21 protein-coding genes are annotated in these 20,562 nt (G+C 42.7%); 5 read left to right on the top strand and 16 right to left on the bottom strand.

Going from position 1 to position 20,562, the window contains the following annotated elements:
- The first annotated feature begins 19 nt into the window (after positions 1-19).
- Both ACFX4H_RS24090 and ACFX4H_RS24095 read left to right on the top strand, forming a co-directional pair.
- Positions 20-670 carry an acetoin utilization AcuB family protein gene (locus ACFX4H_RS24090; protein ID WP_328138148.1) on the top strand — a complete coding sequence of 217 codons (651 nt, stop codon included), beginning with the start codon at positions 20-22 and terminating at the stop codon, positions 668-670.
- Positions 663-1,844, top strand: coding sequence for an acetoin utilization protein AcuC (locus ACFX4H_RS24095; RefSeq protein WP_377436399.1), 1,182 nt, complete (start codon positions 663-665; stop codon positions 1,842-1,844). The genes ACFX4H_RS24090 and ACFX4H_RS24095 overlap by 8 nt, the downstream gene beginning before the upstream one ends.
- A 91-nt stretch (positions 1,845-1,935) precedes the next feature.
- Here ACFX4H_RS24095 and ccpA read toward each other — a convergent pair whose 3' ends face one another.
- The 5 genes from ccpA to ACFX4H_RS24120 form a co-directional block, all read right to left on the bottom strand.
- On the bottom strand, positions 1,936-2,940 hold the full coding sequence (ccpA, locus tag ACFX4H_RS24100) for a catabolite control protein A (protein ID WP_048682265.1): 1,005 nt from the start codon (positions 2,938-2,940) through the stop codon (positions 1,936-1,938).
- 380 nt (positions 2,941-3,320) lie between these two features.
- Complete coding sequence (locus ACFX4H_RS24105) at positions 3,321-4,397, bottom strand: bifunctional 3-deoxy-7-phosphoheptulonate synthase/chorismate mutase (protein ID WP_034309244.1); 1,077 nt, start codon at positions 4,395-4,397, stop codon at positions 3,321-3,323.
- 518 nt (positions 4,398-4,915) lie between these two features.
- Positions 4,916-5,242 (bottom strand): bacillithiol system redox-active protein YtxJ, encoded by a 327-nt coding sequence (ytxJ, locus tag ACFX4H_RS24110; protein ID WP_034309246.1) that lies wholly within the window; start codon positions 5,240-5,242, stop codon positions 4,916-4,918.
- Positions 5,243-5,370: 128 nt separating this feature from the next.
- Positions 5,371-5,943: a YtxH domain-containing protein gene (locus tag ACFX4H_RS24115; RefSeq protein WP_377436400.1), complete on the bottom strand. Its 573-nt coding sequence runs from the start codon at positions 5,941-5,943 to the stop codon at positions 5,371-5,373.
- Positions 5,944-5,990: 47 nt separating this feature from the next.
- Complete coding sequence (locus ACFX4H_RS24120; protein WP_377436401.1) at positions 5,991-6,500, bottom strand: DUF948 domain-containing protein; 510 nt, start codon at positions 6,498-6,500, stop codon at positions 5,991-5,993.
- Between the two features lie 229 nt (positions 6,501-6,729).
- Here ACFX4H_RS24120 and ACFX4H_RS24125 point away from each other — a divergent pair, with 229 nt between their 5' ends.
- Positions 6,730-7,842: an aminopeptidase gene (locus tag ACFX4H_RS24125; protein ID WP_057276734.1), complete on the top strand. Its 1,113-nt coding sequence runs from the start codon at positions 6,730-6,732 to the stop codon at positions 7,840-7,842.
- 46 nt (positions 7,843-7,888) lie between these two features.
- Here ACFX4H_RS24125 and murC read toward each other — a convergent pair whose 3' ends face one another.
- From murC to ACFX4H_RS24155, 6 genes are all read right to left on the bottom strand, one after another.
- Positions 7,889-9,193, bottom strand: a complete 1,305-nt coding sequence (murC, locus tag ACFX4H_RS24130; protein ID WP_034309255.1) for a UDP-N-acetylmuramate--L-alanine ligase — start codon at positions 9,191-9,193, stop codon at positions 7,889-7,891.
- Between the two features lie 284 nt (positions 9,194-9,477).
- Entirely contained in the window at positions 9,478-12,303 is a 2,826-nt protein-coding gene (locus tag ACFX4H_RS24135; RefSeq protein WP_483878273.1) for a DNA translocase FtsK, read from the bottom strand.
- Positions 12,304-12,728: 425 nt separating this feature from the next.
- Positions 12,729-13,070 (bottom strand): M20/M25/M40 family metallo-hydrolase, encoded by a 342-nt coding sequence (locus tag ACFX4H_RS24140; protein WP_377436402.1) that lies wholly within the window; start codon positions 13,068-13,070, stop codon positions 12,729-12,731.
- 132 nt (positions 13,071-13,202) lie between these two features.
- Positions 13,203-14,009 (bottom strand): DUF1444 domain-containing protein, encoded by an 807-nt coding sequence (locus tag ACFX4H_RS24145; protein ID WP_377436403.1) that lies wholly within the window; start codon positions 14,007-14,009, stop codon positions 13,203-13,205.
- Between the two features lie 50 nt (positions 14,010-14,059).
- Complete coding sequence (locus tag ACFX4H_RS24150) at positions 14,060-14,371, bottom strand: thioredoxin family protein (RefSeq protein WP_034309264.1); 312 nt, start codon at positions 14,369-14,371, stop codon at positions 14,060-14,062.
- Between the two features lie 110 nt (positions 14,372-14,481).
- Positions 14,482-14,988, bottom strand: a complete 507-nt coding sequence (locus ACFX4H_RS24155; RefSeq protein WP_034309266.1) for a hypothetical protein — start codon at positions 14,986-14,988, stop codon at positions 14,482-14,484.
- Positions 14,989-15,111: 123 nt separating this feature from the next.
- On the opposite strand from ACFX4H_RS24155, the gene ACFX4H_RS24160 reads away from it, so the two are divergent.
- Positions 15,112-15,561 carry a YtoQ family protein gene (locus tag ACFX4H_RS24160; RefSeq protein WP_249597380.1) on the top strand — a complete coding sequence of 150 codons (450 nt, stop codon included), beginning with the start codon at positions 15,112-15,114 and terminating at the stop codon, positions 15,559-15,561.
- 132 nt (positions 15,562-15,693) lie between these two features.
- On the opposite strand, the gene ACFX4H_RS24165 is transcribed toward ACFX4H_RS24160, so the two are convergent.
- The 3 genes from ACFX4H_RS24165 to ACFX4H_RS24175 all read right to left on the bottom strand — a co-directional run bounded on the left by ACFX4H_RS24165 (position 15,694) and on the right by ACFX4H_RS24175 (position 18,355).
- Complete coding sequence (locus tag ACFX4H_RS24165) at positions 15,694-16,563, bottom strand: AraC family transcriptional regulator (RefSeq protein WP_283866201.1); 870 nt, start codon at positions 16,561-16,563, stop codon at positions 15,694-15,696.
- Between the two features lie 115 nt (positions 16,564-16,678).
- Complete coding sequence (locus ACFX4H_RS24170) at positions 16,679-17,200, bottom strand: DUF84 family protein (RefSeq protein WP_034309275.1); 522 nt, start codon at positions 17,198-17,200, stop codon at positions 16,679-16,681.
- 81 nt (positions 17,201-17,281) lie between these two features.
- Positions 17,282-18,355 carry a M42 family metallopeptidase gene (locus tag ACFX4H_RS24175; RefSeq protein ID WP_063590425.1) on the bottom strand — a complete coding sequence of 358 codons (1,074 nt, stop codon included), beginning with the start codon at positions 18,353-18,355 and terminating at the stop codon, positions 17,282-17,284.
- A gap of 176 nt (positions 18,356-18,531) precedes the next feature.
- Here ACFX4H_RS24175 and ACFX4H_RS24180 point away from each other — a divergent pair, with 176 nt between their 5' ends.
- Complete coding sequence (locus ACFX4H_RS24180; protein ID WP_034309283.1) at positions 18,532-18,849, top strand: PepSY domain-containing protein; 318 nt, start codon at positions 18,532-18,534, stop codon at positions 18,847-18,849.
- 47 nt (positions 18,850-18,896) lie between these two features.
- On the opposite strand, the gene ACFX4H_RS24185 is transcribed toward ACFX4H_RS24180, so the two are convergent.
- Together ACFX4H_RS24185 and trmB are read right to left on the bottom strand one after the other, a co-directional pair.
- Positions 18,897-19,742: a YtnP family quorum-quenching lactonase gene (locus tag ACFX4H_RS24185; RefSeq protein ID WP_377436404.1), complete on the bottom strand. Its 846-nt coding sequence runs from the start codon at positions 19,740-19,742 to the stop codon at positions 18,897-18,899.
- Positions 19,743-19,871: 129 nt separating this feature from the next.
- The gene (gene trmB, locus ACFX4H_RS24190; protein WP_034309290.1) at positions 19,872-20,510 is read right to left on the bottom strand and encodes a tRNA (guanosine(46)-N7)-methyltransferase TrmB; all 639 of its coding nucleotides are present in this window, start codon (positions 20,508-20,510) and stop codon (positions 19,872-19,874) included.
- Positions 20,511-20,562 lie beyond the last annotated feature (52 nt).

Genomic DNA, 20,562 nt, shown 5'->3' on the forward strand with positions numbered 1-20,562 from the left:
AGGAAGAGGAGGAAGGAAAATGATTGTTGAAACAATAATGAATGAGGATATCATCACCCTCACTCCAACGGATACCATCCATAGCGCTGCCTTGATCATTAGGGAGAAACGAATTCGCCATATACCCATTGTCGATGACAGCTTTCAACTTGTGGGATTAGTCAGCGACCGTGATATTCGGGATGCTGCCCCTTCTATTTTCCGTACCGAAGAATACAAAAATGATTTACAAAAACCATTATCAAGCATCATGAAAACGGAAATAATCACGGGGCACCCGCTTGATTTCGTGGAAGAAATCGGGGCTGTTTTTTGTGATAACAATATCAGCTGCCTTCCAATCGTAAAGGGCAGGAAGTTAGTGGGCATCATAACCGGTTCTGATTTACTTCATTCATACGTTGAGTTGACAGGAGTCAATCAGCCCGGTTCCCAAATCGAAATCAGAATCCCGGATAAGGCAGGTTCCCTTCATGATATTGCCCATATTTTCAAAAGGCGCAATACGAATATCCTGAGCACCCTTGTTTATCCTGAAAAAAATGGAACCGATTATAAAATTCTTGTAATTCGTGTACAGACGATGAATCCATTTATGGTGGTGGAGGATTTGAAGAAAGAAGGCTATACCGTTTTATGGCCTAGTCTACCGGGGATTTCACATGAATGATACATCCCTTTTCGTCTATTCGGATGAACTCCTTACCTACAAATTCAACGATGATCACCCATTCAATCAAAAACGGCTTAAACTCACGCTTGATTTATTAAAAAAACACCATGCCATCAATGATGATCAAATTATCAAGCCAAGAATGGCTACCGATGCAGAATTGGAACTGATCCATGATCACCATTATGTAAACGCTGTCAGATTAGCGGGCCAGGGAAAGCTCCCCCCTGAAAAGGCAGTAAATTATGGACTGGGAACAGAGGATACCCCTATCTTCCCCAATATGCACGAAGCAAGCGCCTTGCTTGTAGGCGGTACGTTGACGGCTGTGGATGCCGTCATGACCGGTCAGTCCCTGCACGCACTTAATCTTGGCGGTGGCCTGCACCACGGTTTCCGCGGGAAAGCATCGGGCTTTTGCATTTACAATGATAGTTCGGTCGCGATTAAATACCTGCAAAAGAAATATGGGGCGCGTGTCTTGTATGTCGATACCGATGCACATCATGGTGACGGAGTCCAATGGTCATTTTATGATGATCCGGATGTATGCACCCTATCCATTCATGAAACGGGGCGCTACTTATTTCCCGGCACCGGCACGATTAACGAGCGGGGCCAGGGAAAAGGCTACGGCTATTCATTCAACATCCCGGTCGATGCGTTCACTGAAGATGAATCTTGGCTCGAATGCTATAAGGCTTCCTTTAAAGAGGTCATTGAATACTTTAAACCGGATGTCATATTAACGCAAAACGGAGCCGATTCCCATTATTACGATCCGCTCACCCATTTATCTGCGACCATGAAGATATTTAGGGAAATACCAAAGTTGGCCCATGAAATGGCCCATAAGTATTGCGAAGGACGGTGGATTGCAGTAGGCGGCGGCGGATATGATATATGGCGCGTCGTCCCGAGGGCTTGGGCGAGGGTCTGGCTTGAAATGACGAATAATGATATTTCAGGTCCCCTATCAAAGGAATGGCTCGATAGCTGGCAGCCTGAGTCCCCTGTTCCCCTACCGGCTGAATGGGATGACATGGAAGATATATACGAACCCATTCCGAGAAAGCCTGAAATTACCGAGAAGAATGCCCTGACGCTTGAAAAGGCTCTTTATCCCATCAGGTCTTCCAAGCAAACATCGAAAAGCAATGAACAAAGTTAACCAAAAGATCGTTGAAAAACGATCTTTTTTTGTTCGGTCAAACATTTGGGAAACAAAAAGAGAGTGCCATCGGGACACTCTCCAAACCAGTTTATTTCGTTGATTGACGGTTTTCAATCCGATGCGGCAGGATCACCTTTTCAAGACCTTCCTCCACTTGTTCTTTATTCATCAACTTTGTAAGAAGCCTCATCGCAACCGCACCAATATCATATAAAGGTTGAACGATCGTTGTGATTTGCGGACGCACCATCAATGTCAATCTCGTATTATCGAAGCTGATCACTTCAAAGTCTTCCGGTACATTATACCCTTTGTCCTGTGCGGCATGGACAATACCAAGCGCCATTTCATCAGCACCGGCGATGAAAGCCGTCGGCCTGTCTTCAACTTCCAGGTACTTTTCAAAAGATTCAATTCCTGAATCATATGTATAATCACCTTCAACAATATATCTTTCATCAAATGAAAGACCAGCTTCTTTCAATCCTCGTTTATATCCAGTCAGTTTCATTTCATTAATCAGCGCGGAAGGGTTTCCGCTTACAAAAGCGATATGCTTGTGGCCTTTATTAGCAAAGAAGGTCACTGCGTCAAATGCCGCCGCCTCATAATCAATATTAACAGATGGAACTTGCCCGCTTTCATCTACCGAACCTGCCAGAACGATCGGAACCGGTGAATTCGTAAACTCTTTGACATGCTCATCAGAAATGTTGCCGCCCATGAATACGATGCCATCCACTTGTTTTCCAAGCATCGTATTCAGCAAATGGAATTCCTTATCTATATTCTCATCAGAACTGCTTAGAATGATATTGTATTTATACATGGTGGCTATATCTTCTATGCCCCGTGCCAATTCGGCAAAAAAGATGCTCGAGATATCCGGGATGATGACCCCGACAGTAGTCGTTTTCTTCGAGGCAAGTCCCCTTGCCACTGCATTCGGTCGGTACCCTAACTTTTCAATCACATCGGAAACTTTCTTCCTTGTTGCAGGCTTTACATTTGGATTCCCGTTAACTACGCGGGAAACGGTGGCCATGGAAACATTCGCCTCACGTGCCACATCATAAATGGTTATATTATTCATTCATCCATTCCTCCATTTCTTTCATTTTCCCCATAAAAGACCCGAATTATTTCGGAAAAAAATCTTTTATGCGTTTTTCTCTATAAGGAAGATTATTTTAGGAACGATCTGCCTAACAAAAAACAGTCCTACTCTCTTCTCAGTCAAATATTCAATACCCTATTCAAGTATAAAATTCACATAGATATCACTTTATGTATGACTCAATCTTCCGAACAGTTCTCATTCTTGTTATTTATCATACGATAGTCGAATCTTTCCTGCAATCCAATAGTGCTTATTTCGAAGGTTTTTCTGTAAAAACTAGTATTTTACCATTAAAAAAAGCCCTTGCCAAGTTGGTAAGGGCCGTAAATAGATCAATTCAAGACATTCTTAGCTTAAACAGTTACCCAGTTCAAACGTTTAATTTCATCGTAGAATTCATCAAATTGTTTGAAGTCCATTTGCTGTGCAGAATCCGATAGAGCAACGGAAGGATCCGGATGCACTTCAGCCATAACACCGTCAGCACCGATTGCAAGAGCCGCTTTAGCCGTAGGAAGCAATAGATCGCGACGTCCAGTTGAATGCGTTACATCAACCATGACCGGTAAATGTGTTTCTTGTTTTAAGATCGGTACAGCAGAGATATCAAGTGTATTTCTTGTTGCTTTTTCGTAAGTGCGGATACCGCGTTCACAAAGGATGATGTTGCCATTGCCCTGCGACATGATGTATTCCGCTGCATGAATGAACTCTTCAATCGTTGCAGCCAGTCCGCGTTTTAACAGAACTGGTTTATTTACTGCACCTGCCGCTTTTAGCAAGTCGAAGTTCTGCATGTTCCGCGCCCCGATTTGGATGACATCGATATGATCGATCGCCGCTTCAATATCATTGGCACTCACGATTTCACTGATGACAGCCAAGCCGTATTCATCAGCAACGCGTTTAAGTATTTGTAAACCTTCCAAACCAAGCCCTTGGAAGTCATATGGAGATGTACGTGGCTTAAAGGCACCGCCGCGCATCAATTTCAAACCTTTAGCTTTAATGACTTCCGCCACCGCAGCTGTCTGTTCATAAGATTCAACGGCACATGGTCCGAAAACGAAGCTAGGGATCCCGTTACCTACCAATTCACCCTTAATGTCGATGATCGTGTCTTCAGCTTTTTGTTTTCTTGATACAAGAAGCGTCTTCTTCTGATCATCCTTTTGCAGCTCCAAGCCCAATTTAAAGATTTCTTTGAAAATATGTTTAATCGAACCAAGATCAAGCGGTCCTTGATTATTGGCTTCGATAAGATCCAGCATTGTTCTTTCACGGACCGGATCGTAACGGTTTACACCTTGTTTTTCTTTAACGCGACCAATTTCCTGTACAAGTTCAGCACGTTGATTAATAAGATGTAATAACTGAAGGTTCACATCATCCAGTTGATTACGAAGTCCATCAAGCTCTTTGTTGCTCATTACAAATCCATCCCTTCGTTTTTTAAAATAGAAATCGGTTCAGCGGATTCAAACTAAAAAAATCCCATCCGGATCCTCGAACATCCACCCCGATTGTTTTATCAATGAAAAATTTAGAATATTTCATGTATGATTAAATCAATTATAAATGAAGTGTCCATAAATGTCACTATATTTTTCTTTAATAATTAAACGCTTTTAAGCATTAAAGTTATAAATGCATAAAACTAGGTGCCGCTCATGCCAGAAAAACGATTACACAGAATATTGAAACAGATCCGTTGTAGGAATTATATTGGAAATAGAACAGGAAAGCTATCATTTAATTGATCATTTTTCACAAGAGCATAGAAAAGTTTAAATCTTCTGCCATTTTTCCGAAGCCGAGAAATGTTTAAAGAGTCTTTACGGAAGGGCCTCTCTAGAAAAGGTTTCCCCAGGATAAACATCCTTAGGCCCGCCAATCAATGGAATAATAAAAGGCCGGACCCCTTACCAAAGGGATCCGGCCTTCACATTCATTCTGTAATGGCCTTGCTCAATGAATCATATGTAATCCGCCAATGAGATTCATTCCAGACAGGTTTTCCACCTTTAAAAAGGATGGCCTGAGGTGATTGATGTTTGACCTCAAAGGTTTCTGCCACATAATTGGATAGTGGACGAGCTTCCTGGACGGCCAAATAGGCCGTTTTAAGTTGTTCGTTCCCTAGGGTGTACCTCTCATATTGTTCAAATGCTTCAGCACTTACAGGGCATGTTACGCTATGCTTGAAAAGCAGGAATGTATCCTCTTTTAGAAGCTCATTGAATTGTTCTTCTGTTTCGATTTTGCTCATGACCATATAGCAGTCTCCTTTCCTTGTCATATAAATTTTACCATCAAAAAGGCGATGAAGCCATCGAAGCACTTCACCGCCTTATTCTTCGTCCCTTAATGCCTCTTCATTCCCATTAAAGGAATCCAGGGAGTTTAATTCTTTAGTTTACTCTCCGTTTCATCAAATGCCTTTTTCGCTTCATCAAGTTTTAATTTTGCCGCATTCTTGTTTCCGCTTGTAGGATCTGCAGGATTATTTTCCGATTCACTTCTGTTAGCAAAGTTCGTTTCGACGGATACGATAGGTGCATCGGTAGTTCCGGTTACATCAATATCCTTATTGCTTGAATTGGTTGTATCATCAGCAGCGTCGCCGTTTTCTTTTCCTGTTTTCAGGCTCTTCACTTTGTTGACGATATTCGAAGATTTATTGGAAACGATTTCCGTGACGGAGTTTGTTTTTTCTTTTGCAGTATCAGCAAGGACTGTACCTTTTTCCATCGCCGTTTGTCTTAATCTTTCTGTTTTCTCGGAAATGTTTCTAGCTTGTTCATTGAAGTCATTCCTTAATTCCTTGCCTGTTTTCGGAGCCATGAACAAAGCTGTAGCCGCTCCGATCATCCCGCCGATCAAGGCGCCAATCATAAAATCCTTAGAATTGATCGAGTCGCGTTCGTCCTCATATGATTTCTGATAGTCCTTTGTCGGAAATTCTTTTTGAGTCATAATACATTCCCCTTTCAATTTTCAGTTCATTTTTATTTAACTAGATTTTATGATCTAGAACGTAAAAACCTTTTTTTAGGTAAGTTATCTGTTTCCAGCGCTTCCCTTTCTAACTCTGCCCTTTCAGTCGGGGTCGGGGCTGCCTGTTTGCTTCTGGACTTCCATTTGTCCCTGATCTCCATGGCTACATTACTCCATTGTACAATTTGTGAGATTCTTTCTTGATTATTATCAATCTCAGTCTGCACTTTATGGGAAACCTTTTGGATGGAAGAATTAAAGCTGGAGATGGATGTACCTACATCCTTCACCGCATCCACCACCGTGTTCAGGTTTTCTGACTTTTGCTGCAAATCTTCAGCCAACGTATTCGTTTTATGTAATAACTGAGTAGTTTCGAGCGTTATGCCCTGCATTTGGCTCTCTAGTCCTGTCAGCGTCCGGGCCACACTGTCCAGGGTAGTTTGAAGTGATGTCAGTACCTTCGTTAGAAAAATAACGAGTACCAAAAAAGCTATCGCTGCAACAGCAGCACTTACGTATAAAATAATCTCCATTGGAACACCTCCGAAAAAAATCGACTTATTTAATAGCTGTTAGATATTAATTACCCCTTCCCTATTATTATAAACGTATTTATTTTTTCAATATACCCTATCAAACCCTAATCTGGAAATATTGTTGTCTGCATCCAGTTCCTCCGTGAAATTCATGGGTGACACTTATGGCAGGAAATCGGGTATGATAGAAAAGATAAGTCGAATTTAAACAATGGAGGTATTTTTTATGAAAGATCCCAGAATTGGTACATTGGCCAAAAACTTAATCAATTATTCCGTAAAGCTTCAAAAAGGTGAAAAAATCTTGATCGAAAACTTTGGATTGCAGCGTGAACTTGTTAACGCACTTGTGAATGAAGCCTATGCAGCAGGTGGTTACCCATTCGTCCTGTTAAAGGATCACCAAGTGGATCGGGCCTTGCTGATGGGTGCCAAAGAAGAACAGTACAAGATGATGGGTGAGTTTGAAGCAAACGTAATGAAGCAGATGGATGCTTATATCGGGCTTCGTGCCGGGGATAATATCAATGAACAATCCGATGTCCCTTCAGAGAAGATGGCGATTCATGGACAGACAGTCGGTAAAGTACATAGAAATATCCGCGTGCCAAAAACAAAATGGGTCGTACTTCGCTACCCGACAAATTCCATGGCCCAATTAGCCAAAATGAGCACAGAAGCATTCGAAGACTTTTATTTCGAAGTCTGCAACCTCGACTATGGCAAAATGAGTGCAGCAATGGACAACCTTGTTGAATTGATGGATAAAACGGATAAGGTCCGCTTAACTGGGCCCGGTACGGATCTAACCTTCTCCATCAAAGACATTAAAGCCATCAAATGTGCGGGTGAGCTGAACATTCCTGACGGTGAAGTATATACGGCTCCAGTTAAAGATTCCATCAATGGAGTGATTTCGTATAATACTCCTTCCCCATATCAGGGTTTTACTTTTGAAAACGTGAAGTTGACATTCAAGGATGGAAAAATCGTTGAAGCGGTCGCGAATGATACGGAACGCATCAACAAAATTTTTGATACTGATGAAGGCGCACGATATGTCGGTGAATTTGCAATTGGTGTTAATCCTTATATTCTACACCCGATGCAAGATATCCTCTTTGATGAAAAAATTGATGGAAGTTTTCATTTCACTCCAGGACAATGCTATGATGATGCCTTTAACGGAAACCATTCAGACATTCACTGGGACCTGGTCAATATCCAGCGGCCTGAATATGGCGGCGGGGAAATCCATTTTGATGACGTCTTGATACGTAAGGACGGACGCTTCGTTTTACCGGAACTGGAAAATTTAAATCCGGAAAATTTAAAATAACCAAATAAAAAAACGACCGATCCGCTACAACGGATGGTCGTTTTTTTTATTTTACCTGCAGTGAATGCTCATAGGCTGCTTGGAATTTTTGAATGTCCCCCGCACCCATGAATAACACGACACTGTTATCATGGTTTTGCAATATAGATGTTGTGTTCTCCGTAATCAGTTCGGCACCTGGAATCTTATCTTGAAGGTCTTCAATCGATAACTTTCCTTGATGTTCACGAGCAGATCCAAAAATTTCACATAAGTATACTTTGTCGGCCAAATTCAAGCTGTCGGCGAATTCATCCAGGAATGCCTGCGTTCTCGAGAAAGTATGCGGCTGGAATACAGCAACAACTTCACGCTCTGGATATTTCTGACGAGCCGAGTCAACAGTTGCAGAGATCTCGGTCGGATGGTGTGCATAATCATCAATGATGATCTGACTTCCGATTTCCTTTTCGGAGAACCGGCGTTTAACTCCGCCAAAAGTCCGCAATTGGGCTTTCACAGCTTCCGTATCCAAGTTTTCATATTTACAAAGTGCAATGACACCAAGTGCATTCAACACATTATGCTTTCCAAAAGTAGGAATAGTGAATGTATCATAGTAATTGTTCCTTACATGCACATCAAAAGTCGTGCCATCCGGAGTGACGGAAACATTTTTCGCTTGAAAATCATTTCCTTCTGCAAATCCGTAAAAAATAACCGGTACTTTCGCCTGAATATGTGGTAAATGCTCATCATCCCCGCACGCTATGATGCCTTTGTTGACTTGAAGGGCCATCGTTTGGAAAGCCTCGAACACGTCTTCGACATTAGCGTAATAATCAGGATGATCAAAATCGATATTCGTCATGATTGCATAATCCGGATAATAAGAAAGGAAATGACGGCGATATTCACATGCTTCGAAAACGAAGTAATCAGAATTCACGATTCCTTTACCCGTTCCATCCCCAATCAAGAAGGATGTCGGTTTAGCGCCCCCCATTACATGGGCAAGTAAGCCGGTCGTCGATGTTTTACCATGCGCTCCCGTAACCGCCACGCTGATGAAGTTTTTCATGAAATCACCTAGGAAACGGTGATAACGGATAATCGGCAAATCAAGTTCTTTTGCCTTCAAGATTTCCGGATGACTATCCGGAAACGCATTTCCTGCAATGATGGTCATTCCAGGTTGAATATTTTCCTCGTTGAAAGGAAGGATTTTAATCCCGGCTTTTTCTAATGCCAATTGTGTAAAAAATTCTTTTTCGTAATCGGAACCCTGCACTTCAATATTCATATCATGCAGTATTTGTGCAAGAGCACTCATACCCGACCCTTTAATTCCCACAAAATGGTAAGCAGTCATAAAGCGAACCTCCACCAATCGTCTACCTGTATGACAGTATATGACGTCATCTTTTATTTGTTTTTCCATTACGAGACTTGTTAGTAACGCAATTTCTTCATAGGTTTTCGAACTTTTATTTTCAATCATTCATCAACAAAAAACTATTATATCACTTTTTTATTCATTCATCCATGTCAGGCAGATGCCAATTTATCAAATCATTGGCTTTTCCCTCAATTAAGGTGATAAAAAAGGGTTTTCACCCTTTCACATTATATACAATTTCCTTTTATTAGGTTCTCTTAATTAACATGTAAAAATTCCAGCTCTTCTTGCGTAATCAATACATCCCTGGGCCTTGAGCCCCTGGATTCGGAAACGACCCCCTGTTGCTCCATCATTTCTATTAGACGCGATGCACGGTTATATCCGACACGGAAACGCCGTTGGACGCTCGATGCAGATGCGGCCTGCTGGCTCACGACAAATTCACATGCCTCGAAAAACAGTTCATCCGCTTCTTCCGTGACCTGGGCCCTGTTCAGCAAGTCTTCCTGTTCAAACAGGTATTTCGGCTGCTGCTCCCGTTTAACATGGTTGACCACTTGATCGATTTCTTCATCACTCACGAAAGTCCCTTGCAGGCGCACCGTTTTTGAAGAGCCGTTTTCAGCGAATAACATATCTCCTCTTCCCAAAAGTTTTTCTGCACCGCCGCTATCGATGATTGTACGGGAGTCCACTTGTGAAGAAACCGAAAAAGCGATCCTTGTCGGGATATTTGCCTTGATCAATCCAGTTATGACATCGACTGAAGGTCTTTGAGTGGCTACAATCAAATGGATGCCGCAGGCACGGGCCTTTTGAGCAATCCGGCAAATCGCTTCCTCTACATCAGCCGGGGACATCATCATTAGATCTGCAAGCTCATCGATGATCACCAGGATATACGGCAGCTTGCTTGAATATTGACCGGCTTTTTCCGCTTGTTCATTAAAGCGGGTGATATCACGTACACCGGCATGTACAAACAATTCATAACGCCGTTCCATCTCCTCTACAGCCCATTTCAACGCAGCCGTAGCGGCTTTTACATCGGTTATGACTGGACTGACCAAATGCGGGATCCGGTTATATGGGGCGAGCTCGACCATTTTCGGATCGATCAACAGTAATTTCAGCTCCTGCGGCGTCGCTTTATACAGCAAGCTGACCAGCATGGTGTTGATACAGACACTTTTCCCCGACCCCGTTTGCCCGGCTATCAAACCATGCGGCATCTTTCTCAAATCCGTGATGATCGGCTGACCGGATATATCGAGGCCTAAAGCCACGGCAAGCGGTGATTCATGCTCTTGAAACTCAGTACTTTCCAAAACCTCACGCAAAAATACCGGTTTGCTTTTCCTGTTCGGAATCTCGATGCCGATTGTATGTTTACCCGGAATGGGCGCTTCCATCCTCATATCCTGGGCAGCAAGGCTTAATTTGATGTCATCCATCAGATTCGTCACTTTATTAACCTTCACTCCCGGCTCCGGATGCACCTCGAAACGAGTGACTGCCGGTCCTTGGGTGACATTGACGACCTTTGCACGGACATTGAAATTTTTCAATGTCTGATCAAGTAATACAGTCTGTTCCCCGAGCCACTCATCATCATGCACAGCATAAGTGGGAGGTGTCAGCAATTCGATATTCGGAAACACATAGTATGGATTATCATCCGCTTCCACGGAACCAAAAACTTCAAGGGCATTGCCCTGGCCACTATCCGCTGTCTCTGTTAATACCGCTTCTTGATACCCATCTCCAGAAACGGGGGATTCCTGTTCTAGAAGCGGCTTAGGGTCGGAACCAATAACGGATTCACCTGTATTTTCAGGCTCGCCGGCGGTTTCGGTGTCCAAAAAGGCAGATGTAATGTCCCGAGTCTCCTCTTTCGGCATAACTCTGCCTTCCTGCGGTTTCCGTTCGGGAATGGCGGATGGTTCCGCTTGTCCTGCCTTCGTTTGGGCAGCATCATCCATTGCTCGTTTATCAGGTGAAACTACTGCCCTTTCCGGATTAAGGCTTTTTTTTTCCGGCATCATTTTATTCATGAAGCCATTTTTTTCCCGATCTTGCTTAAGCATCATCACATTAAATGGAATATGTTTTTTCGGACTTTTAGGCTGCACTTCAGGTATTGCCTCAGATGAGTCACTTTCAGGCATTGTCCCTTGACTAACGGATGGTTGATTTGATTGTACAGCAGCCTCCCCATGAACCGATATCGCTTCAGGCCGTGTGTCGTCCGCCTGTTCCATGATGGATACGGCGACTTCGCGTCCAAAATCGACTTGGTCCTGTTCAATAGCCTCTTTTTCTACCTCAGGCTCAATTATGTTTGGCTCGCTTACCGTTTCTTCTGGCAATGACTCAATGGAATTTCTACGAAAGAAAGCGGGTATCTCCGTATGTTCCCTTTTTTTTTCCGCTTGTTCCGGTATAAGAATGGCGGGTTTTGCCGTCATTTCCTCATGTGACGCATCTTTTGAGATTTCAGGGATCGATACCGGAATCTCGATAGCGGGTTCTTCTTTTTTAAAGATGGGCATTTTGCTTTCCAATTCATATTCGACAATTTCTTCAGAAGGGACTATTTTTTTTTCCGGACGACGGAACCCGTAAATCGGTGATGGGATTTCAGTTGGGCGGAATGGAGTATTTGACGGGACTATTTTTGAATTTTCCTCCCGGTCAAGGCTTCTCCGTTTTGGTTCAGGATCCCTTACAGGCCTTCTCGCTGTTTCTTTAGTCACATTCTTCCCCTGTTTGGGTTCGTTGTCTTCCCTATTTCTTTCCCTAGGTTTTCTTTTATTCTGCTCCCGGTCTGGAATGAGCGGAAACTTGAACTGGCCTTTTGGATATTGAAACAGGATTTTCGTATCCGGGTCTGGCGTCTGGGACATTTTTTCCACTTTTTGATTGTAAACCTTTATTTCTTCTTTCTTTGACTTCGTAAGCTTCGAAAAATCCATTTTCCTCAATGTCTCTTCATCAAGCGGTTCATCTATAATAATCTCTTCGATTTCAATAATTTCCTCTGCTTGGAACCATTTTTTCATCTTATTTAGCCATTTCAAAACTATCACTCTTTCTACATCTGTAGTTATGTAACTAATTCTACCAGTTATTTTAAAAATATCGAGAAAATTTAAGCTAAATTGGGATTAGTATCTACTTTTTTATCACATTCTTGCTACCTTAACGTATTTCGCAGAACTCCTACCCTATTAAACCCCTTCTGCAATGGGTTTAAACCTATCATCACGAAATAACATTAGCCCCTAGTCTACTATTTAAATAAAACACAGCTGTTAAATCGCGTTTACAAAGAGATTAAGTTTTCATGCTGACTTGAAAACAGACTGGCCAATTCATTGCATCATCCTTCATGAAACCTCCGGCAGAATCCTATTGCCTGTCGCAACCCATAAAACACCGTTCGTTAATACCGAACGGTGTTTTGTGGGTTTCTCCGTTTTTTTTGCAAACGAAGACCAAAGGACTAGTTCCATTCATAAAAACGGCAAACAACCTGCGCCACTGATTTGGAAGCGATCAAAAGGGCATCTTCATCAATGTCGAATTTAGGATGGTGATTGAAATATGCCTTCTCCACCCCTTTCGGTTTACAGCCAATGTAAAAGAAGCAGCCTGGTATCTTTTCTGCATAATACGAAAAATCTTCTGAACCTGAAAAAACCGGAAATTTTACCTTCTTAATCTCTTTGTCATTCATGCTTTCCAGGCTATTTTTCACGAATTCAGTCAGTTCAGGGTCATTATATAGCGGAGGATAATCGGGCACATATGTAAGTTCGCACTGAACATCGAATGTTTTATCCATATTTTCAAAATATTACAATTATATTATCACCGATTAAAAAATAAATATCAACTACAAGAGAGTTATAAACTCTATCAAACTTTAAAAGGACCGCTGCCAGATGCTGGCACGGTCCTTTTGTGATTCCCTATATTATTGTTCACGCTTTTTGTTTTTACCCATAATGAAGATGGGCTCCAACTCATTTTCTTCGTAAAGGAATGATAGAGCCGTAATCGGAACATGACCGCTGGCAAAGAAGCTCATCGCCATTTGCGCCAGAATATCATAGCCCGTATCATTCTTCACATCGGCAATGATGATGACATCCTGATGGGGAATGGCCACAGCCATGGTTCCCTCGACCTTGTCCTTCATTTCCCGAAGCCATGATTCATTCAGGATCCTGCTGGCATCATATCCATCATTCGTGTTCAAAAAATAAAATGCATTACCTGCAACGATATCCGACTTCATTTCAGTGGAGAGCGAACGGGCATTAAAAAGGGCAATTTCACGGATCCTGTCACCCTGCCAGTTTTCCCGTTGAATCATCTTTTCATCTATAAGACGGTAGGTTTTACCTAAATCAAGGGCATAAAAAATCCGGGTTTCAGCTGTATGCTCATCGAATAAAAACGGATTTCCGTCTTCCGATTCGATTGGAAAGGAGGTCGAGCGGATGACTGGGAAAATGAATTTCTCCTTGCCTTCCATGCTGTGTTCTCCCCCCATCACATTCAGGGCCTCTTCCACGTAATAAATAATTTCATCGATGGCCTTTTCCTGTACGTTTTCATAGTTAGCAAGTACAGGAGGCAACTCGATGGTGATCCCTTTCCCGGTCTTCACATTTTTCACCCGTAACGTATCTTGCTTGCTATCGAATTTGAATGTCCGACTCTCATCTTTTAAACGTTCCTTCAAAATATTTTTCAGCTTCGTGCTGTCCATTTTCATGACTGACCCTCCTCTTCATTGAAAAATCCCCAGCGAGAAGGGGATTTTGATTATAGTGATTGAATGAATTCCTCAATTTGTTCTTGCGTTTTGCGATCCTTGCTCACGAATCTGCCTAGCTCTTTACCATTATCATAGGCGATGAAACTTGGTATACCGAATACATCATTAGCCGCACACACATCGATGAATTCATCACGGTCCACATAAATGAATGTAAAATCAGGAAATTTCGTTTCTATCTCCGGCATTATCGGTTCGATTACACGGCAATCTCCACACCATGTAGCGGAAAAAAGAAAGATATGTTTGCCTTCATTTTTCAATGCATCATATTGCTCGACGGTTTGTAACTTTTCCATTTGAATATTCCTCCTGCTCTAAATGACACCTTAATTTTTTATAATCCCATCATACCAGACTCTCCCCGAATCAACCATTAATACGGATCGGTTGAAAGGCAGGGTTCAGCTTATCTCTGGGGCACGGATGAAACGATTTCCATCATTTGTTTTGCATCGGTTTTTAATTGGTCTTTATCCGTTTCCGTTGTCAGTTTCACCCCGCCGATCCCCACTGCAAGCTCATACTTTTCTTTCGGTATTTCTTTAATTGAAATAAAGCCGAATTTATCATCAGTTTGAAAAGAATGCAGCACTTCAAATTGATCCTCTTGTTCCTTAATCGCCAAATATAACACGGAACTGTCTTCTTTTTCATTTGGATTGACAAATAATATATAAATCTGATCACCTTTTTGTAAAATCAAGTTATTATCATGTTCTTCCACTACTTTAAAATCCTTGGGCAGATAGACCTGAATTAGCCCTGCCTCTTGATTGGGCTGTTTTTCATCGTCACGAAAAGCCACTTCAGCAGCCTTCATTGCCTTTTCGGTTTGTCTCTCGATCCCTGAGCAGCCTACGATCAAACTGCTTATCAACAGGATAACAAGGAAATTCTTATTCGATAAAGCCATCGTCATTCCTCCAGCCGTCTCTTTTACTATCTTATGGATAATATTATCCTTATTTATGGAATTCATCCATTTTCTAAAAAACATGGTACAATGAAAGCAATTTTAATATCGAGGAGGAAAACAATGAAGTTAACCGTTTATCTTGCTGGGGAAATCCATTCAAATTGGAGAAGTGAGTTGAGAGATAAGGCCGCTGCTCTGAAGCTTCCATTAGAATTCGTCGGCCCGATGGAAAATCATGAACGCTCCGATAATATCGGTGAAGATGTCCTCGGGGAACAGCCGAATCCTATCCTGAAGGATGCAGCCGCTTCCCAAATCAATAATTTACGGACAGGTCTTTTGATGAAAAAAGCCGATCTTGTCGTCGCTCTGTTTGGCGAGAAATACAAGCAGTGGAATACTGCCATGGACGCAAGCACCGCCATTGCCCTGGGAAAACCGCTTATTTTGATTCGCCCGGAAACCCATCACCATGCCTTAAAGGAGTTATCGGAAAAGGCGAGTGTCACGGTCGAATCCGTGAACCAAGCCATGAAGGTGCTTTCCTATATTTTTGAAGACGGGCTGTAAATCTCCCTGCCCTTAACCAACACAAAAATGAAGGGCTGATCATTTCATATTTACAAATAAAAAAGCTTGCAGGGGCAAATTAGATGCCTAACCCCCTGCAAGCGAATAACGAATGATTTTGATGGTTGAATACTATCCCTTTTTAATCGGAATCCAAATTTCGGAGTAATAGTCAGGATTTGAAGCATCCGCATTGTCGTATACTTCCAATTCAGGAGTTCCGGCATGTTCATGACCGCTCGTAGGGAACCATTCGGAAAAAATCCGCTTCCAAGCTTGTTGCATGCTATCAGGCATAGGTCCGTGAACTTCAAATACAACCCACTTGGAAGCCGGTATCGTAAGGGTCGAAAACTCTTCAGGCACTTTCCCGGCATACTCTGCACCTATCCAATAATCCATCGTTTCACTTTTTTCCACATTACGCTTATCGACACATACACCAAGCAAGCCATTTATTTGGCCATTGTTCAACTTCGCTAACCTATCTCCTGTTCCATTCGAATTGACTTTCTCCCACAACTTTGGAATCCCAATCAAATTCTCTTCATTAACCAAGGAAAACTCTTGCTTGATTCCAATCAATTGAAAGGAATCCCTTTCAAGGATATTGTATTTCACCGGTTTTGCCCCTTTCAGAATGACCTGTATCATCAGGCGTTCATAGAATTTCAGCTTTCCCATATACTTTCGCGCTTCGCTTGGAGATACCCCATGCTGCCTTCGAAAAGCTTTTGAGAATGCCTCGGGGGTGTCATAGCCGTACTTGTAGGCTAAATCAATGACCTTGCCATTTGTGGATGATATCTCCTGGGCAGCTAAAGTCAGTCTTCGACGCCGGATATATTCACCAATGGATATATCCGTTAAAATGGTGAAGGTCCGTTGAAAATGAAAAGCCGAGGCATTCGCCTGCCTGGAAATGCTCTCGATCGTAAGGTCCTCCAATAAGTGCTCCTCGATATAGTCGATGGCCTTTTGGATTGATTCAACCCACCCCATATCCGCTCACCCCTTGTCACTATAGTAGCAAGACCGCTCAATAAAACCCTGTCTTATTCTGCTCAGTTTTGGCAGTGTTCGTTTCCATTCGAAGACGCCTTTCCATGACAGTGATTCATAAATCGTACTTTCTCATTTTCAGCTTATATTCATGTTGACCGGCTAGCATCCTCATGATATGAAGGAACATATCGCCCCTCGTGATTCGCTCATTTGTAAATACGCCAATCGCCCCTTCCTTTTTGCTAATATTCTCTTGCTTTGTGAAGGCGTCCATCACCGGGCCCAACTCTTCACCGTCCAGCACCTTCCCGGCAACGATTCCCGGAACCGGGATTCTCGCTCCGGCAGCTACAAAAACCTCACCGTCCCTCGTGGCCATTGCACCCCAATTACACAGAAACAGGGCTTGTCCCATTTTCACGACACCGCCTTCAAGTCCGATACCCATATCGGCATCACTGTGTATCAAGCAATTCCGGGCACGTGTCATGGCCCCCTCCATCGTTTCCTCGTCTGAAAAAGGCTGTTCCGGGACCCCGCTCTCCACTTGAAGCGAAATGATTTCAGCATCTTCATATACACCAAGCACGGCACTTACTTTCGCCGGATTCTTACTGCCTACTGCTATTTTCAATATAATTACCTTCCTTCTATGTAAAAAAAGCTGATGGAAAAGGATTCATGACAGCATCCCTTTCCATTCCAGCTTCTTCCATCAACCGTTTTTTATCAAGGTCTCGAATGTCGTTTTATCACAGGAACGAACCAATTTCCCAATCAGTTCACGGGCAGCGGCATAATCATCAATATGAATCATGGATGCATGTGTATGAATATAGCGGGAACAAATGCCGATCACCCCGCTTGGTATGCCTTCGTTTGCAATATGGACTTGCCCTGCATCCGTGCCGCCCTGGGAAACGAAATATTGATACGGAATCTCATTCGACTCGGCCGTATCAAGGATGAATTCCCTCATGCCGCGATGCGTAACCATCGAACGATCAAAAATGCGGAGCAGTGCCCCTTTTCCCAACTGGCCAAATTCATTTTTACTGCCGGACATATCGTTCGCCGGACTTGCATCCAAAGCAAAGAAAAGATCCGGTTTGATCATATGAGCTGCAGTTTGCGCACCTCGTAATCCAACTTCCTCCTGGACGGTTGCCCCGGAATATAAGACATTCGGCAGCGTTTCACCTTTTAAATCTTTTAACAATTCAATCGCAAGTCCGCAGCCATAACGATTATCCCACGCTTTTGCTAGGATTTTCTTCTCATTGGCCATTGGCGTGAATGGACAAATCGGGACAATCTGCTGACCGGGCTTAATACCGATTCTCTTCACATCTTCCTTATCATCCGCCCCAATATCAATCAGCATATTTTTGATATCCATTGGTTTTGAGCGTTGCGACTCATCAAGCAAATGGGGCGGAATCGAACCGATGACACCAATGACCGGACCGTTATCGGTTATGATCTCGACTCTTTGGGCCAAAAGCACTTGGCTCCACCAGCCTCCTAGGGTCTGAAAGCGAATCATTCCATTTTCTGTTACGGATGTGACCATGAATCCCACTTCATCCATGTGCCCGGCAACCAGGACGGTCGGCCCATCCTCATTGCCTCTTTTTACGCCAAATATTCCGCCGAGGCGATCTTGGACGATTTCGTCCGAATACTTTTGCAACTCACTCTTCATGAAACTCCGAACTGCATGTTCATTTCCCGAGGCTCCCGGTAATTCCGTCAATGTTTTAAAAAGCTCCAAAGTCTCATGATTCATTTTTCTACCCCTAACTATGTATTGTTTCTTTCTATTTTACAAAACTTAGCATCATGTTACACTAGAAAGTTCTAATTTATCAGTTTATGGGTAAAATTTCAAATTATTAGTCAAATAAAGCGTTCTTCTGTATACTAGAAGAAGTGATTTTATAAAATGCAATGGAGGAGAAATCAATGAATTGGAAAACGTTTTTACTAGGGACTGCAGCCGGGTTTGCTGCTGGCTATGCAGCAAAACAATTATTGGATCAATCAAGTAAACCTTCTCCCGATAAAGTCTTGGCCCAAGTGAAGGAAACAGTCAAAAAGGACGGAAATATATATGGCTCATGGATCTTGATGAAGCCGGAGAACTATACAAAAAACGATTTGGACTATGAAGTGTACAAAGGCGGGATCACCAGAAATACAGAAGGTAAACGCGAGCAATTCGAATTTGTTGCAGATGCTTCGACAGGAACGATATTGGAGCTTAATGCTCAAAATGATTGAAACAAAAAAGGAGGGCCGTCAGATGACGTCCTCCTTGTGCTTTCCTTTTAACGCTTCCGTTTCAATTCGGCTAGTATCTCCTTACCCGTTGCATCCCATTTGATGGCACAGTATTGGGCATCATGGTAGAAGCTATACCAGGACCCATTTTCCAGTCCGGATTTCATCCATTTTTCCTTCGCCTCGATGGAAGTCATGGGATAATCATCATAAGCGAGGACCCAGAGGACATTCGCATGCGCGTGCGTCGGCATGATATCTGCCATGTGGATCAATCTATCCCCGCCATCTTCTATGATGATGATCGCATGTCCATCACTATGCCCCCCGGTATGGATCATTTTAATGCCGGCCGTAATTTCCCGTTCCCCTTCAAAAGGACGTACAAGAGAAGCGACAGCCTCCCAGTTTTCTGCCCAATATGTACTTTTTGAACGAATATTCGGGTTTTTCATTTCCGCCCATTCCGTTTTGGTCGTTATGATTTCTGCACGCTCGAAAACAGGCACCAAAGTTTCACCTTCACGTTTCGTCAACCCGCAGGCATGATCGAAATGTAGATGGGTCATTAAAATGTAATCGATATCATTTGGCTGAATCCCAAGTCTGCCAAGATCTTCGACAAGATTGGATTCCTCCGTCACCCCAAAATTCCGTTTCTGCTTGTCATTCATCTTTCCATTGCCAATACCGGAATCTATAAGCATATTCAATCCATTAGCCTGGACCAAAATCGGATCCGTACGTAACTCGATTTGGTTATTTTCGTTAACGGGATACTTCTTGGACCAAAGCGGTTTCGGTACAACACCGAACATCGCACCGCCATCCAAGTGTGTCACACCGCCATTCAACCATGTTAATTTTATTTCCCCTATTTGCATTGTTTCCATTTTACCCCTCCTCTGCCTTTAGTTTAACACCCGCTTCCATATATTGAAATCGATAACAATCAAGTCATCCCCGTGAATCATAAACAAACAAAAAAACCAGATGCTATGCACCTGGTTTCTGATCGTTGATTATTGGAACATTGCTTCCAATCGGTATATCCGATTGCCTTTACTCGAGAACTTTTCTTCATATTCAGTCATAATGTTGCCTTCAAAACTGCTGTTATGCAAATCAAGGCTTACAAACTTCAAGAGCATGCCGTATTCTGAAATACTTTTCAAGGAAGATTCGAATAACCCTTGATTATCCGTCTTGAAGTGAATCTCGCCTTTGTCTGGCAGGATGCCTTCATATACTTCGAGGAAGGTCTTATATGTTAATCGGCGTTTTGCATGACGTGATTTCGGCCATGGATCAGAGAAATTCAAGTAGACGCGATCCACGTCACCTTTTGCAAAATAGTCCCCTAAGTTCGCTGCGTCAACATTCAACAGCTTTAAATTTGGAACATCCGCTTCAATCAGCAAGTCCAATGCAGCGACAATGACGCTTCCATATACTTCAATTCCAATGAAATTCACATCGGGATGGGCCTTTGCCATTTCTGTGATGAAACGGCCTTTTCCCGTACCCACTTCAATATATAACGGATTATCGTTTCCGAAAACTTCATGCCATTTACCTTTATGGCTCACTGGCTGCTGAATTACATATTGTGGAAAATCATTCAAACGGTCTTCAGCCCAAGGTTTATTTCTTAAACGCATGATGACACCCCTATTTATAATATAATCGTTCAAACCATAACACGAGTGTATG

The sequence above is a fragment of the Peribacillus sp. YIM B13477 genome, assembly GCF_042787955.1.
Taxonomy (GTDB): Bacteria; Bacillota; Bacilli; order Bacillales; family DSM-1321; genus Peribacillus; species Peribacillus frigoritolerans.

Excerpts from the sequence above, each read along its gene's own strand:
- ACFX4H_RS24125 (WP_057276734.1), top strand. The coding sequence starts at position 6,730 with ATGAAAGATCCCAGAATTGGTACATTGGCCAAAAACTTAATCAATTAT.
- ACFX4H_RS24185 (WP_377436404.1), bottom strand. The coding sequence starts at position 19,742 with ATGGAAACAATGCAAATAGGGGAAATAAAATTAACATGGTTGAATGGC.
- ACFX4H_RS24120 (WP_377436401.1), bottom strand. The coding sequence starts at position 6,500 with ATGGAGATTATTTTATACGTAAGTGCTGCTGTTGCAGCGATAGCTTTT.
- ACFX4H_RS24175 (WP_063590425.1), bottom strand. The coding sequence starts at position 18,355 with ATGAATCATGAGACTTTGGAGCTTTTTAAAACATTGACGGAATTACCG.
- ACFX4H_RS24090 (WP_328138148.1), top strand. The coding sequence starts at position 20 with ATGATTGTTGAAACAATAATGAATGAGGATATCATCACCCTCACTCCA.
- ytxJ (WP_034309246.1), bottom strand. The coding sequence starts at position 5,242 with ATGGTCATGAGCAAAATCGAAACAGAAGAACAATTCAATGAGCTTCTA.
- ACFX4H_RS24095 (WP_377436399.1), top strand. The coding sequence starts at position 663 with ATGAATGATACATCCCTTTTCGTCTATTCGGATGAACTCCTTACCTAC.
- ACFX4H_RS24160 (WP_249597380.1), top strand. The coding sequence starts at position 15,112 with ATGAAGTTAACCGTTTATCTTGCTGGGGAAATCCATTCAAATTGGAGA.
- ACFX4H_RS24155 (WP_034309266.1), bottom strand. The coding sequence starts at position 14,988 with ATGGCTTTATCGAATAAGAATTTCCTTGTTATCCTGTTGATAAGCAGT.
- ACFX4H_RS24145 (WP_377436403.1), bottom strand. The coding sequence starts at position 14,009 with ATGAAAATGGACAGCACGAAGCTGAAAAATATTTTGAAGGAACGTTTA.
- ACFX4H_RS24140 (WP_377436402.1), bottom strand. The coding sequence starts at position 13,070 with ATGGATAAAACATTCGATGTTCAGTGCGAACTTACATATGTGCCCGAT.
- ACFX4H_RS24115 (WP_377436400.1), bottom strand. The coding sequence starts at position 5,943 with ATGACTCAAAAAGAATTTCCGACAAAGGACTATCAGAAATCATATGAG.
- trmB (WP_034309290.1), bottom strand. The coding sequence starts at position 20,510 with ATGCGTTTAAGAAATAAACCTTGGGCTGAAGACCGTTTGAATGATTTT.
- ccpA (WP_048682265.1), bottom strand. The coding sequence starts at position 2,940 with ATGAATAATATAACCATTTATGATGTGGCACGTGAGGCGAATGTTTCC.
- ACFX4H_RS24150 (WP_034309264.1), bottom strand. The coding sequence starts at position 14,371 with ATGGAAAAGTTACAAACCGTCGAGCAATATGATGCATTGAAAAATGAA.
- ACFX4H_RS24180 (WP_034309283.1), top strand. The coding sequence starts at position 18,532 with ATGAATTGGAAAACGTTTTTACTAGGGACTGCAGCCGGGTTTGCTGCT.
- ACFX4H_RS24105 (WP_034309244.1), bottom strand. The coding sequence starts at position 4,397 with ATGAGCAACAAAGAGCTTGATGGACTTCGTAATCAACTGGATGATGTG.
- murC (WP_034309255.1), bottom strand. The coding sequence starts at position 9,193 with ATGACTGCTTACCATTTTGTGGGAATTAAAGGGTCGGGTATGAGTGCT.
- ACFX4H_RS24165 (WP_283866201.1), bottom strand. The coding sequence starts at position 16,563 with ATGGGGTGGGTTGAATCAATCCAAAAGGCCATCGACTATATCGAGGAG.